A 12,635-nucleotide genomic window follows, 5' to 3' on the forward strand; every position below is an offset into this window, starting at 1 on the left:
CGCCGTGACATAATTATTTTTGAACCGCAGATTAGCGCAGATTTTCACAGATTAAAATATAAAAATAATCTGCGAGAATCCGCGCCAATCTGCGGTTCAAAAGAAAATAGCTTAAAAAATCTGTGTAATCTGTGGTGAAAACATCATTCCGCAGGCTCCGGCTCTTCTTCCGCTGCCGATGCCCGGCTGATGGTCTTGCGGAAGCGCACCACTACGGCGTTCACGTCGTCGATGACCTTTTCCAGCGCGGTGCGCTTCGCCTCTTCCTTCGTCACCAGCTCGTTGACGGCGTAGAGGGCGTTTATCGCCTTCGCCAGTTCCTCGAACGCGGCGTCGCTCACGGGGCGCAGTTCTTTCATCGTGGTGCCCAAGGCACGGTCGCGCTCCTGGGCGCTGCGCTCCAGGTAGATGGCGTTGAAGGCATCGTTCGCCTCCATAATCTCCGTGGCGGCGTTTCCCATCCCGATTACTTCGAGCGGCTGGGCGTAGGTCACGTCCGTCAATTTCCCGGCAAGGTCGGCAAGGACGGCGGTCTCGCTGGCGTAGTCGAGTTTGGTGGCTTTCCCTGCTTCGTGGAAGGCGAAGGCTACCGTCTTGCCTGCCTTCCGTTGCTCCTCGTCGGGGCAATAGTCGGCGTATGCCTGCGCTATCTGCTTATAGAAAAGGAAGATGTTGTCGCGCTTCCGGTCGGCTTCCTCTATGTCGGGGGTGTCCAGGTAGCCCTTGTCGGGGCGGAAGCAGTCCACTTCGGCGGTTGCTGCTTCGACGAACGCCGTGTATTGCGTGGCGAACCCTTGTTCGGTAGCGGTGGTTTCGGATACGGATGCCATTACATCGGCAACAAACTGCAGGTGTTGTGCGTTGCGTGCTTTCGATTTCGAAAATTCGTAAATAATTTCTTTCATTGTGTGTTGTTTTTATGAGGTTAATAAATTAATCTGTTCTTAGGCTTGCGATTTCGTGCTGCCGCCGGCAGGAAGCTTTCGCAAGCTGCGATTTCATGCTGCCGCCGGCAGGAAGCTTTCGCAAGCTGCGATTTCATGCTGCCGCCGGCAGGAAGCTTTCGCAAGCTGCGATTTCGTGCTGCCGCCGGCAGGAAGCTTTCGCAAGCTGCGATTTCATGCTGCCGCCGGCAGGAAGCTTTCGCAAGCTGCGATTTCGTGCTGCCGCCGGCAGGAAGCTTTCGCAAGCTGCGATTTCGTGCTGCCGCCGGCAGGAAGCTTTCGCAAGCTGCGATTTCGTGCTGCCACCGGCAGGAAGCTTTCGCACGTTGCGATTTCGTGCTGCCGCCGGCAGGAAGCTTCCGCAGGCTTTCGTTACTGATTTTTCTTTAATACGGGCAGATTGTTCTCACCGAGTTTCCATTGATAGCCGTTGCCGGTAAGGGCAGCGTTCATGCCATCAACAGCGGTCTGCCAAGTGATCGTGCCCTCCACCTTCGTGGCTTCTACCGTTCCTCCTTCGTTAGAACGATACCCATTCGTGGTATTTCCGTCCCAGAAGCAGGCGGTGATGGTGCCATAGTTGAAAGCGACGATACCATAGCCCTCATTCTCCTTCAATGTTCCGCTGAACCAGCAAGCGACGATTGTACCCAAATTAAAATTGGCAATACCACTCGTATAACTATAAGCAGAAATTTCCCCAGTCATGGAGCAGGCCATGATAGTACCATAGTTATTTACCACTATCCCGGCTGTAGCTCCGCCTGATTCGTTTAATTTCACATCCACGAGTTGCAGATTCTTTACCGTTGCACTTTCTCCTATTCCTCCAAAAAGCGATGAAGCATTTAATCCCGTGATGGTATGCCCCTGCCCGTCGAAAGTGCCGTTGTATGTTTGACCGCTATTACCTACCGGTGTCCACTCTTTGCCCGTCAGGTCGATGTCGGCAGTCAGGGTGCAGTTCAGCGTGTAGTCGCTTTGCGCAGCCTCGTTCCATGCCAGCAGGCCTGCGGCGTTGGAGACGATGTAGTCGCCTGTTGTCTCATCTATCGAATATCCATTGCGCAGGCTGAGGGTGTAGCTGACGGACTGGCCCGCATTGTCGGTGGCGGTCACCAGCAGGTCGCACTCACTGGCAGCCCCCGTCTCTACCGTCACGGTGATAGCCTTATCCGATACCGTTGCGCTCCAGCCCTCGGCGGAGGGGATGGCGGAGAGTTTGGGGGACGTGATGCCGGTTACGGAATAGGATATTTCCTGTGTGCTGCCGGTTACGGTTATAGGCTTATTCGGGTCGAGGGTTGTCCCGCCGGAGGTAAAGGTGATGGTGATACCTTGGTAGAGGGGGACGGTGAAAGATTCGGTTGCCGAGAGGTAGAAGGTGACTGTGCCTGCATCCTTGTCTACTTCCGGTGCTTTGGAGAACATCGGGTCGCCGTCCTCGCCGCTGACGCGGTACCACGTCTTGCCTTCGTCTACGCTGAGATACCAAGCATCCTCTATTTTATCACCATTATCGGTTTTAATCGTTGCATTGCTATCCAGCAAATTGCCCAGCTTGATTTCCGGCGTGGGGGCATCTGCGCCTGCGGGACCTTCATCGCCGTCGGTTCCGTCTTCACCGTCCTCGCCGTTGGCTCGGATGGGGTTGCCTTCGGCATCGCTCATCAGTCCGCCGTTCAGCGTCCAGTACCAGTTGCCGTCTTCGCCCTGCGTCAGGCCTATCTGTGGCGTGTCGCCCGCCTCGCCCTTTTCGCCCTGCGTGCCGTTGTAGATGGTGACAGGGTCGGAGTGGAGGAACGAGAGGGTATATCCCACCGTTTCGCCGCCCATCGTGACGGGCGTGACGGCGGTAATCATATCGTTGGTGTTGAGCAGCTGCTGCAAGGCAGCAATGTTGCTGTTCACCTGCTCTTGCCACGTTTCGAGTGCCTCGATGCGCTGGGTGTTGCCGTTCACCGCGTCCCACAACGCCGAGTCGTCGTAGTCGTCGCTGCATGCGGCGAATGCAAGCGCAAGCGCCATTGCCGGTAAATAATGTTTCATTTTCATAGGCGTACCGTTTTAGTGATTATTGCTTCAAGTTAAGTTCCGTTTATGAATTGCAACAAATATAGCGATATTAGCCACATAACAAAACGTTTTACCGGATTATTTTCGTTTTGCTGAAACATTTTTTTTGAAACGCAGATTGGCGCAGATTCACGCGGATAAAAAATAAAATTATCTGCGTCAATCTGCGCCAATCTGCGTTTCAAAAGAAATAAATCTGTGTAATCTGTGGTGAACCCGCCTTTCACTTCTTATACAGCAGGCGCAGGGCGAACTTGAGGTGGAGCAGGGCGGTCTGCACGTAGCCGTAGTGGCGGCACATGATGCGGAAGCGCTCGGCGAGGGAGGCGCGGTGGTTGCGCGTGGTCATGCCTTCGTTGAGGTAGTCGATGAGTGTGAGGCGGGTGTTGTGCAGCGTCTGGCTTTGCTTCATCACGCGGATGCACCAGTCGAAGTCGGCGGAGAAGCGGTAGCGGAGGTCGTAGGGCACGGCACGGTCGCGGCGGGCGAAGAAAGCCTGGTGGCAGACGAGCATCCCCTGGCGGAAGCTGCGCCACGTAAGGTTTTCGGGCGGTTCGAGGCGGCGCATCCGCAGGAAGTGGCCCTCGCGGTCGACGATGGCGGTACGCCCGTAAATGACATCGGGCAGTCCGGCCAATCCCGTAAGGCTGTGGACGATGAGCTGGAGGGTGTCGTCTTCGTGCAGCTCGTCGCCGGCATTGAGGAAACACACGTAGTCGCCCGTGGCGAGGCGGATGCCCTTGTTCATGGCGTCGTACAGCCCGCGGTCGGGCTCGCTCACCACGGTGTGGATGTGCTCGCGGTAGCGGCTGACGATTTCCATCGTGCGGTCGGCAGAGGCTCCGTCGACGATGATGTATTCGATGTTCTTGTACGTCTGGGTGATGACGCTCTGCAGGGTGTCTTCGATGACGGCGGCGGCGTTGTAGGTCACCGTGATGATGGAGAACTTGGGGTGAAAGTGTGTCAGCATAGGCGTGTTTCAGTCGTTTTGTCCGGTGATGCGGTTGTAGATTCCGATGTATTTCATTGCCACCACGTGTTCGGCGTAGGTGCTGAGCACTTTGCGCCGGGCTTCGGTGCTGAGGCTTTGGTAATCGCCTTCGGTGAGTGACCAGCAGATGCCGTTTGCCAGGTCTTCGGCAGAGCGGTAGCGGGCTACGTATCCGTTGTGCAGGTGGTCTATCATTTCGGGGATGCCTCCGATGCAGAAGCCCACGCAGGGCACGCCGCACGACATGGCTTCCATGATGGTGTTGGGCAGGTTTTCCTGAAGCGAGGGGGTGACGTAGAGGTCGGCGGCGTTGTAGACGGCGGCGATTTCCTTTTCGTTGCCCGTGTAGCCGATGCAGTGTACGGGGAAGGGGAAGAGCGAGGCGTATTGCTGCGATTCGCGCCCTGCCACCACTACGGCGAGGTTGCGGCTCAGTTCGGGCTGGCGCTCGCTGAGGATGCGGCATGCCTCGACAAGGTAGTCGATGCCCTTCTTCTTGTCGGTGATTTTCATCGAGCTGAAGAGCAGCAGGCGCTTGTCGGCGGGCAGGTTCAGCTTGCGGCGTGCGGCGGCTTTGTCGGTGGGGTGGAACAGGTTGGTGTTTATCGGGTTGGGGATGTTGGTCACGGTGTGTCCGGCGGTCAGGGCGCTTTGCCGTGCCAGTCCTTCCAGCCACTGGCTGCACGCCACGAAGGTGATGCCGGCATCGCGGTAGAGGCGGCGTTTCTGTTCGAACACCTTGTATGAGAGGTCGTGCCAGTGTCCGTGGGCGAGCAGGGGGCAGTCGTGGCACTGGTCCTGATAGCGGGTGCACTCGGCGGCGTGGTGGCAGATGCCGGTGACGGGCCACATGTCGTGCATTGTCCATACGACAGGTTTCCCCGAGCGGACGATTTTCTGGATGTTCTTCAGCGAGAGCATTCCCTGGTTGACCCAGTGGAGGTGGATGACGTCTGCCTGTCGGAATTCGGGCAGCGAGGTGATGTCGGTGCCTGCGTTGGCGATGTCGACGGCAAAGAGGTTCTGCTTCTTGAAGCGGTTTGCCGTCCATATCACGATGCGTTCCCATACGAAGTTCCAGATTTGCCGCCACGACTTGCGCAGCTGCACCACGGTCACTTGGTCGGTCTGTTTGTCGCGCACCAGCATCTTGGCTTTGATGCCGCTGCCTTTCAGCGCTTCCATCAGCCGGCGCGCCGCTATCGCCGCTCCGCCGATGCGTTCGGATGTATTTATGATTAGTACCCTCATTCTCGTCAAAGTTTTTGCAAAGTTAGTATTTTCTCCAAGATAAATTCGTTACTTTTGCCCGATATGAAAAGAAAAATGATATTTGTTCCTGCCGGAGGTTTGGCAAACCGCATCCGTGCCACGCTTTCCGCCATCGCATTGGCGGGGCAGACCGGCATTGAATTGAAAGTAATCTGGTTTCGCGACTGGGCATTGCATGCCGCTTTCCGTGATTTGTTCGTGCCCCGGCGCTTGCCCGGGAAAGTGCGTATCGTCGAGGCTTCAGCTTCCGACTTGTTGGTGTTCGACCGTCCGCGGCAGAAGAACTTCCACGTCCCTGCCCTGTTTCAGAAACTGTTGTTCCGCTCGTGCCTATACGAGCATCAGATAGACGCGCTCCGCACGCAAGGTTTCGACTTTGAGGGCTGGGCAAAACGGGGAAATGTGTATATGGCGTCCTATCTGCCTTTTTATGCTTATCCCGATGCGCTGCTGCACGAGGTGTTCCGTCCCGTTCCGCAGATAGAGGAGGTCATCGGGAAACGCATTTCCGCCTTTTCGGCTTATACCGTAGGCGTGCATATCCGCCGTACTGATAATGCTTTGTCTATCGAGCACAGTCCGCTGGAGGCGTTTTTCGGTTGTTTGGATAAGGAGCAAGCGGCGCATTCCGACCTTTGTATCTACCTTGCCACCGATTCGGAAGAAGTGAAACAAGCGATGCGCACCCGTTACGGCGAAAGAATTGTCTGTGCCGAAAGCAAAGCCGACCGCAGTACCACGGAAGGCATCCGTGAAGGCATCGCCGACCTGTGGACGCTGGCACACACCCGGAAGATATACGGCTCGTTCCACAGCTCGTTCTCTGAACTGGCGGCAGAGCTGGGAAGAATCCCGTTGGTGGTGGTGAAGCGATAGATTAATGCTGTTATAAGGAAACGCGGATTATCGCAGATTAACGCAGAAATTATTATCTGTGTAAATCTGCGTGAATCTGCGTTTCAAAATCGATACAGGTTATAAACTAATACAATATGCTGAAAGAAAACAATCAAGACCGGAAATGGACGGTGCTGGAGAGCGAATACCTCATCCGGCGTCCGTGGCTCACGGCACGAAAAGACCACGTGCTGTTGCCTACAGGAGCAGAAAACAAAGAGTATTATGTGCTGGAATATCCCGACTGGATAAACGTGCTGGCGATTACCCGCGACGGTAAGTTCCTGATGGAGCGCCAGTACCGCCACGGACTGGGGATGACTTGTTATGAAATCTGTGCAGGCGTATGCGAGAAGGGAGAATCGCCCCTCGAATCGGCTCGGCGTGAATTGTACGAGGAAACAGGATTCGGCGGGGGCGAATGGCAACACTGGATGGACATTTCCGCCAATCCCAGCACGAACACGAACCTCTGCCATTGCTTCCTTGCCACCGGTGTGGAGCGTGTCTCTACCCAGCATCTGGAAGAAACCGAGGACATCAGCGTCGAATTGCTTACAGCGGATGAAGTGCGCACGTTGCTCTTGAACGACCAAATCAAGCAAGCCCTGATGGCAGCCCCGCTTTGGAAATATTTTGCCGTGAACGGGCTGCTGTAGGTTTTTCACCACAGATTACACAGATAAAAAAATAAGTAACTGCCTATATTCATCACAGGGGACACAGAGGCGCACAGAGGAAAAATTTAAAACCTCTGTGCGCCTCTGTGTCCCCTGTGGTGAAATAATAATTTATAAATCTGTGTAATCTGTGGTGAAAAACGAATCACGCTCCGAAGTCTCCCCGCAACGTCCGTTTGATGCGCCGGATGGCTTTCGCCCAAAAGCCGTTGGTGCGGTGATAATAGCGGGCGAAGGCACGGCGGGCTTCTTGGTTCTCCGCGATGGGGGAAATAGGGACGACGGGGAGCGGATGCATCCACAGATCGGAAGCATAGAGGCCTCCGCCTCCGCAATTCGTGCCCGTGCCGTCGAATCCGGTGTTCTGCACCAGCGATTTGCCCACGTTCAGCGAAAGGATACCGGCAAGGAACAGGCTGGCGTTCCAGCGTATTGCCCACGAATTGTTCTTGCCGGCTATCTGGCGGCGCAGCATGCGGGTGAAGGGATAATTCCCGTTGAAATCGAAGGTGCGGGTCAGGCGGCGTTCTTCCAGCTGGGCGAGCAAGGCTTTCCCGTCGGGATTGAAATGCCGCCAGGCACGTGCCCACGTTGCCCAGCCCCAGCTTCCGGTCCACTTGATAAGGAAGGTTTCGGGCAGCGAAGGGTCTTTCGTGAAGTCGCACGCCTGGATATGTCCTACCCGCTCTTCGTCCTTGTACGTCTCCAGCGCATCGTTCATAAAGCGCAGGAAGTAGGGCGACACCACCAGGTCGTCTTCCAGCACAATTACACGCCCGTAGGCATTGACCTGCGTTGTGACTCCATCGATGATGTTACGGGCAAGACCCCAGTTCTCGGAGCGCTCGATAAGTGTAACCTGCTTAAATCCATTGACGCTCCGGATGTACCGGCGCACTTTGTCCACATTCGGACGGTCTGCCTCGTTTCGGGCTTGGTCGGCATAGATAAAGAGGCGGCTCTCTATTGCCTCAGCATTGGTTTGCAAAGATTCGATAACCCGGCGTGTATGTTCGGGGCGGTTGTAGACGAAAAGGAGAATCGGAGCGTACATGCTTTAATGAATAATTAATAGTTAATAATTAATAGCGGGCTGTTTCATTCAAGTAAGAAGTGCGGCGCTTTCTTGCGGGTTCGCCGGCGGATGCATATAACTTCGTGCGTCTTTCCACTTAGCTTCAAGGCAAGATGCAGATAGGTGCATCCGTCTTTCCACTTATGATGCATGAAGGCGAGCAGGCTTTTCTTCACGCAGGCAAGGACGCTATAGGCGAAAGCGTTTCCGAAAGTGCGGTTCAGGTTGGTGTACTCGGAGAGCAGATACACATATTCGGTGCGGAAAAACACCTCACGGGTCATGGGACGCGACTGGCGGTCATGGCAACCGAATGCCGTAGGTACGTAGCCCACTTTCAACCCATGGCGGTGCAGGCGGTTCACGTAGTCCTTGTCTTCGCCATAATGGTAGAAGAGGGGCGAAAATCCGCCCAGTCTCTTCAGCGTGCGGACGGGGATGAACCAGAATGCCGCGTTGATGAAAGGGGCTTCTATCACGTCCCGGTCGTGCGGAATGCGTGCAGGGTCGGTCTGATGCACATAGCTGGCGAATCCATGGTCCAGTCGGTTGCCCGTTCCGTTCAAGTGTACAGGCGAGAGGATGCCGTATTCGGGGTGTTTCTCTGCCTGGGCAGCCAGGAATCCGATGCTGTCCGGTGCCACCCATGCGTCTTGGTTCAGCAGGAATACGGCATCATAGCTTTCTTCCAGCGCAAGGCGCATGCCGATGTTGTTCGCCTGTCCGAAACCTAAGTTCTCTCCGTTGGCGATGAGGCGCACATGCGGGTAAGCGTCCCGGATGGTTTGCACGGTATCGTCTTGCGACCTGTTGTCGATAACCAGCACATCGGTGGGATAATCCGAGCAGGACAGGCTCTCCAGACAAGGTTTTATCCATCGGGTGAAGTTATAAGATACAATGATAGTCAGTATTTTCATGGTTTTATTTTTATATTTTACAATTTACGATTTACTATTTCTCCATGCGGCATTGTAAATAGTAAATTGTAAAATCGTAAATCAATCGAATCGCATCCGCAAGGTTGTCCACCGGTCGCGCAGACGCTTGACGAGGCTCACGGCAGGCACGCCCGTCCACGCTTTTGCCTTTTCCCAAAAGCGGGCCTCATCGCCCAGGCCTTTTTGCTTTTCGAGGAGCCGGAAGAGGCGGTACAGCCCCCGCTTTTTCTCGTAAGGCAGATGCCATACGGCAAGATGCTCGTCTCCGGGACGGACGTTGTTGAATTGCGGAGAAGTCCACATCCGCTTTACATAACGGTTTGCTATGGCATTGCGTAAGTCCAGCCGCTCGGCAAGCATGCTGAGCACGTGCGCTTCTTCGTTCAGTTTGGGAGCTTGGAGGCCGGCTCGGGCAAGGTTGAACGCCCAAAGTTCAGGATATGCCTCATTGATACGGCGTACGTTGTCGCCTCTCAGCCCGATGAATTCCCCTCCGTAGTAAGCAAGTGGCAAACGGGGAGGTTTGCTGTAGCAGGCTTCGTAGAACCTTTCCATCTGCGGCAGGGTGATGCCGTTAATAGTAGCGGAACGGTCGGTGATAAACTCATAGAGTGCACTCCCATTGTTGCGGATTTCATCGAAAAGTGGGTCAAGCGGCATACGGCACAAACAATCAGCATCGCACACCAGCAACGTATCATCCGCCTGCATCCGTCCGTCCATCCCGCTAAGAATATCATATAGATAGAATTGGTTCTGCCATGCTTCGTACCATCCCTTCGGCGGACGCCGTGTATAAGGAAGTGTGACGGTCTCCACGCTTAATTCATCGAACAATTCCAGCAGGAAACGGGGCAATCCTTCACGCTTCAGATTCGTGAAGAACAGCAGCCGTGCCGCAGGGTTATAGTGCCGGAAGGTGCGGAAGAAAGGCACCTGTATCTGCATATACACCGAGTGCACCAGTGCTGAGTCGCCCTTCTGCCCCATCTGCGGGTAGAAGCTCGCCTCGTCCGCCGATTCGCGGTAGAACCAAGTAGCTATATAATCGGTCATAATTGAGTTGTTTCGGTTTCGCGGTAAAGATAAGGATTTTCCGGCACATTATGCCTTGGAAGGCGATAATTCTCGTCCTTTGGACAGATGCCGTTTCCAAACTTTGCCGCTACGACTTTCGATTTCGACATGGATCAGAGCAGGGTCGCGCATAATTGAGGCGTACGATAGAAGACACTTTCCTGTAGGGGCGGCGGCTCCGCCCCTGTGTTTTGTATTATAACTGCACTTGTATGTTCAGCTTTCCACCTAGTCCTTTGGTCACGATGTCATACAGGGTGGAGAGGGTCAGATTCTTGCCATCGCTTTCCACCTTAGATATGAACGAACGTTCCTTGCCAATCTTTTCGGCAAGCTGGCTTTGGGTCATTTTTCTTGCCTCGCGGGCGTTTCGTATCTGAATCCCCACGCGAAGACTGGCAAGTTCGGCTTCTATCTTGTCACGGCGCGGAGTTCCGATTTCTCCGTAAACTTCTTTCTTGATGTCGTCTAACGTGTAAGTTTCCATCTTTATTTCCTTTCTTTTTCCTTAAAATATTCTTGCATAAGTTTCATTGCCCGCTCTATCTCTTTCTTGGGTGTCTTTTGAGTTTTCTTTTGGAATCCACTTAAAAGGATGACAAGTTTCTCGCCATCGAAAAAGCAGAATACACGGACTATATCGCTCGAGAATTTAGCTCTGATTTCATAAAGCCCTTTTGCTCCTTCGATATGTTTGAGGTATTTTTCGGGAACCATCTGCAGCGTTTCCACATATTGGATAGTTTTGATTATCTTGTCTTGCATCTTTTCAGGCAATGATTTCACGAAGTCAATGAAGTAATGCTTGTATGCTATGACGCTTCTGATTTTCATTTCGCAAAAGTAATTTATAAATCACACAACTGCAAATTTTTTCTGCTTTTGTTATTAGAAACTGGCAGGTAATGCCTTATCCACTCGTTTACGTCGTAGGCGGCGCGGACGGATTCGGGCACTTCGGCAAGGGGGCTTTCGATGAAGGCGCGGAGCTGTTCTTCCGGGTCCTTGCCAAGGATAAAGACGTTTTGCGGACGGTAGAAATCGTAGCGCACTATCTCCGGATTATCGGTCAAGAGCTTTTTGCCGTAGAAGAGGGCTTCGAGGGGGCGGCGCGTCAGGCCGGTCTGTCCCTTCTGGCTGATGTCAATAACGCAACGCGTGCGGGCAAGGCGGTCGAGGTACTGGGGATAGGTGAGCTTCTCCGCCGGCGTGCGGGGGATAACGAAATCGCACGTGAGGCCTTCGGCTTCAAGGCGTGTGCGGAGGCGTTGCAGCGTGCCAGCGCGGTCTTTGGGCAGGCCGCAGAAGAAGCAATCGGAGTCGATGTTGTCGGGCTGGTGTTCGGGATAGCGGAAGTATTGTCCTGTACATGCCATTCCGTAGCGTTCCGCCTCGCAGGGGTCGAAGCTCGTCAGGCGGTATCCGAGGGCGCGGATGGCTTGCAGTTCTTCGGCAGGACGGCGGAAGGTGGTGCCGACGGGGTTGCAATAGTAAATGTAGCAGGGCACTCCCTCGGGCAGGTAAGGGCGGATGGCGCGAAGCACCCGCACGTTGCACGCTTCGTAAATCAGGATGGCATCGCCCGCCTCGGCATGGATAATCCGGTCGAAGTATTTTTTCGGAAACCAATAATATAAGATTCGTTTGGGCAAGGGGATGCGTCCGGCGAGCAGGCTTCGGGTGATTCCTTTGAACCGTCCGGAGGGATAGCGCAGGAAGTCGGGCAGCATCACGATGTGCTGCCTCACTTCGGGCTTCAAGCCTTCGAAGATTTCAAGCGGGGGGCTTACTACGTAAAGGGTGCTCATGGAGTATGTTGAAACGCAGATTAACGCGGATTATTTTTATTTGGTTTCGCCCATTGTCACGATGGACTACAAATCTGGCGTGATAAAAGATTCTTTCAGGTTAAGTTTTGCTTTTATGATATTTTTCAATTACTTTCTTCTTTATATCATTTGCTTGTTTTTCTGCTGAAAATGAAAGTCTTAAAAAAACAGCAGCTAATACAATACATAATATACAGATTCCTGTTAGGAAAGGAACGGAATTGGTAAATTCATAATAATATAATATTAACGGTATGAATATCGAACTTATCATAGCGGTAAACGTTCCTATTGCATAATTTTTATCGCGACTTATATATTTTGTATATATTATATCATGTTTGAGTAAGTTTTCTATTTCTTCTTTTTCTTGTTGCTGTTTTTGCCATTTATCTTTCTGTTCTTTCTCTTGTTGGCTTTCATATTCAAAGTTTAATACTTTCTTTTGAAGATATTCGTTAAGTTCATTTAATGTCTTTGGTAAAAAAATCATTGCATTACTTTCATCAATCATAAAACAACATTCTTTTGTACCATCCATTTGCAGGGCAAGGACAATATCATCCATGAACAATGGATGGAACATATAACTATTTCCCATAATAGAAATAAGCAATGTCCGATTTTCTTTGATATATTGCCATGATCCTTCTATTACTCGTCCATTAACAGAATCAAGTAAAGTTCCATCTTTTTGAAATATATAAACTTCCTTTATGCCAGTATCATTGAACACCAACCACGATTTATTGTATAAAGCAGCTTTAGCATCTAGCGTTTCATTAATTTGTTTCAGGCTATCTAAAATACTTAGGATATAAGTTTTCATAGGCAATCACAGATTAAAAAC

Annotated in this window: 13 protein-coding genes; 2 read left to right on the plus strand and 11 right to left on the minus strand. The window is 52.7% G+C overall.

Annotation, left to right across the window (positions count from 1 at the left end; all coding sequences use genetic code 11):
* Positions 1 to 143 precede the first annotated feature (143 nt).
* The 4 genes from BACSA_RS11765 to BACSA_RS11785 form a co-directional block, all read right to left on the minus strand.
* Complete coding sequence (locus BACSA_RS11765; protein WP_013618319.1) at positions 144 to 905, minus strand: DUF6261 family protein; 762 nt, start codon at positions 903 to 905, stop codon at positions 144 to 146.
* 411 nt (positions 906 to 1,316) lie between these two features.
* Positions 1,317 to 2,999, minus strand: a complete 1,683-nt coding sequence (locus tag BACSA_RS18930; protein ID WP_013618320.1) for a PL29 family lyase N-terminal domain-containing protein — start codon at positions 2,997 to 2,999, stop codon at positions 1,317 to 1,319.
* Between the two features lie 244 nt (positions 3,000 to 3,243).
* The gene (locus BACSA_RS11780; RefSeq protein WP_013618321.1) at positions 3,244 to 3,993 is read right to left on the minus strand and encodes a glycosyltransferase family 2 protein; all 750 of its coding nucleotides are present in this window, start codon (positions 3,991 to 3,993) and stop codon (positions 3,244 to 3,246) included.
* Between the two features lie 9 nt (positions 3,994 to 4,002).
* Positions 4,003 to 5,265: a glycosyltransferase family 4 protein gene (locus tag BACSA_RS11785; RefSeq protein ID WP_013618322.1), complete on the minus strand. Its 1,263-nt coding sequence runs from the start codon at positions 5,263 to 5,265 to the stop codon at positions 4,003 to 4,005.
* A gap of 63 nt (positions 5,266 to 5,328) precedes the next feature.
* Here BACSA_RS11785 and BACSA_RS11790 point away from each other — a divergent pair, with 63 nt between their 5' ends.
* Positions 5,329 to 6,162, plus strand: a complete 834-nt coding sequence (locus BACSA_RS11790) for an O-fucosyltransferase family protein (RefSeq protein ID WP_041584389.1) — start codon at positions 5,329 to 5,331, stop codon at positions 6,160 to 6,162.
* Positions 6,163 to 6,278: 116 nt separating this feature from the next.
* Positions 6,279 to 6,842 (plus strand): NUDIX hydrolase, encoded by a 564-nt coding sequence (locus BACSA_RS11795; RefSeq protein WP_013618324.1) that lies wholly within the window; start codon positions 6,279 to 6,281, stop codon positions 6,840 to 6,842.
* Between the two features lie 166 nt (positions 6,843 to 7,008).
* On the opposite strand, the gene BACSA_RS11800 is transcribed toward BACSA_RS11795, so the two are convergent.
* The 7 genes from BACSA_RS11800 to BACSA_RS11830 form a co-directional block, all read right to left on the minus strand.
* On the minus strand, positions 7,009 to 7,917 hold the full coding sequence (locus tag BACSA_RS11800) for a glycosyltransferase (protein ID WP_013618325.1): 909 nt from the start codon (positions 7,915 to 7,917) through the stop codon (positions 7,009 to 7,011).
* Between the two features lie 44 nt (positions 7,918 to 7,961).
* Positions 7,962 to 8,858 carry a glycosyltransferase family 2 protein gene (locus tag BACSA_RS11805; RefSeq protein WP_013618326.1) on the minus strand — a complete coding sequence of 299 codons (897 nt, stop codon included), beginning with the start codon at positions 8,856 to 8,858 and terminating at the stop codon, positions 7,962 to 7,964.
* A gap of 81 nt (positions 8,859 to 8,939) precedes the next feature.
* Positions 8,940 to 9,935: a hypothetical protein gene (locus BACSA_RS11810; protein ID WP_013618327.1), complete on the minus strand. Its 996-nt coding sequence runs from the start codon at positions 9,933 to 9,935 to the stop codon at positions 8,940 to 8,942.
* Between the two features lie 217 nt (positions 9,936 to 10,152).
* On the minus strand, positions 10,153 to 10,443 hold the full coding sequence (locus BACSA_RS11815; RefSeq protein WP_013618328.1) for a helix-turn-helix domain-containing protein: 291 nt from the start codon (positions 10,441 to 10,443) through the stop codon (positions 10,153 to 10,155).
* Between the two features lie 2 nt (positions 10,444 to 10,445).
* The gene (locus BACSA_RS11820) at positions 10,446 to 10,790 is read right to left on the minus strand and encodes a type II toxin-antitoxin system RelE/ParE family toxin (protein ID WP_013618329.1); all 345 of its coding nucleotides are present in this window, start codon (positions 10,788 to 10,790) and stop codon (positions 10,446 to 10,448) included.
* A gap of 14 nt (positions 10,791 to 10,804) precedes the next feature.
* Positions 10,805 to 11,764 (minus strand): hypothetical protein, encoded by a 960-nt coding sequence (locus BACSA_RS11825; RefSeq protein WP_013618330.1) that lies wholly within the window; start codon positions 11,762 to 11,764, stop codon positions 10,805 to 10,807.
* 100 nt (positions 11,765 to 11,864) lie between these two features.
* A complete protein-coding gene (locus tag BACSA_RS11830; protein ID WP_013618331.1) occupies positions 11,865 to 12,614 on the minus strand; it encodes a hypothetical protein in 750 nt (249 codons plus the stop codon).
* Between the last annotated feature and the right edge of the window lie 21 nt (positions 12,615 to 12,635).

The organism is Phocaeicola salanitronis DSM 18170 (assembly GCF_000190575.1).
In the GTDB taxonomy this organism is placed as follows: domain Bacteria; phylum Bacteroidota; class Bacteroidia; order Bacteroidales; family Bacteroidaceae; genus Phocaeicola; species Phocaeicola salanitronis.

What these genes read in the sequence shown, in the direction of transcription:
- BACSA_RS11765 (WP_013618319.1), bottom strand. Translation starts at nt 905, where the DNA reads ATGAAAGAAATTATTTACGAATTTTCGAAATCGAAAGCACGCAACGCA.
- BACSA_RS18930 (WP_013618320.1), bottom strand. Translation starts at nt 2,999, where the DNA reads ATGAAAATGAAACATTATTTACCGGCAATGGCGCTTGCGCTTGCATTC.
- BACSA_RS11780 (WP_013618321.1), bottom strand. Translation starts at nt 3,993, where the DNA reads ATGCTGACACACTTTCACCCCAAGTTCTCCATCATCACGGTGACCTAC.
- BACSA_RS11785 (WP_013618322.1), bottom strand. Translation starts at nt 5,265, where the DNA reads ATGAGGGTACTAATCATAAATACATCCGAACGCATCGGCGGAGCGGCG.
- BACSA_RS11790 (WP_041584389.1), top strand. Translation starts at nt 5,329, where the DNA reads ATGAAAAGAAAAATGATATTTGTTCCTGCCGGAGGTTTGGCAAACCGC.
- BACSA_RS11795 (WP_013618324.1), top strand. Translation starts at nt 6,279, where the DNA reads ATGCTGAAAGAAAACAATCAAGACCGGAAATGGACGGTGCTGGAGAGC.
- BACSA_RS11800 (WP_013618325.1), bottom strand. Translation starts at nt 7,917, where the DNA reads ATGTACGCTCCGATTCTCCTTTTCGTCTACAACCGCCCCGAACATACA.
- BACSA_RS11805 (WP_013618326.1), bottom strand. Translation starts at nt 8,858, where the DNA reads ATGAAAATACTGACTATCATTGTATCTTATAACTTCACCCGATGGATA.
- BACSA_RS11810 (WP_013618327.1), bottom strand. Translation starts at nt 9,935, where the DNA reads ATGACCGATTATATAGCTACTTGGTTCTACCGCGAATCGGCGGACGAG.
- BACSA_RS11815 (WP_013618328.1), bottom strand. Translation starts at nt 10,443, where the DNA reads ATGGAAACTTACACGTTAGACGACATCAAGAAAGAAGTTTACGGAGAA.
- BACSA_RS11820 (WP_013618329.1), bottom strand. Translation starts at nt 10,790, where the DNA reads ATGAAAATCAGAAGCGTCATAGCATACAAGCATTACTTCATTGACTTC.
- BACSA_RS11825 (WP_013618330.1), bottom strand. Translation starts at nt 11,764, where the DNA reads ATGAGCACCCTTTACGTAGTAAGCCCCCCGCTTGAAATCTTCGAAGGC.
- BACSA_RS11830 (WP_013618331.1), bottom strand. Translation starts at nt 12,614, where the DNA reads ATGAAAACTTATATCCTAAGTATTTTAGATAGCCTGAAACAAATTAAT.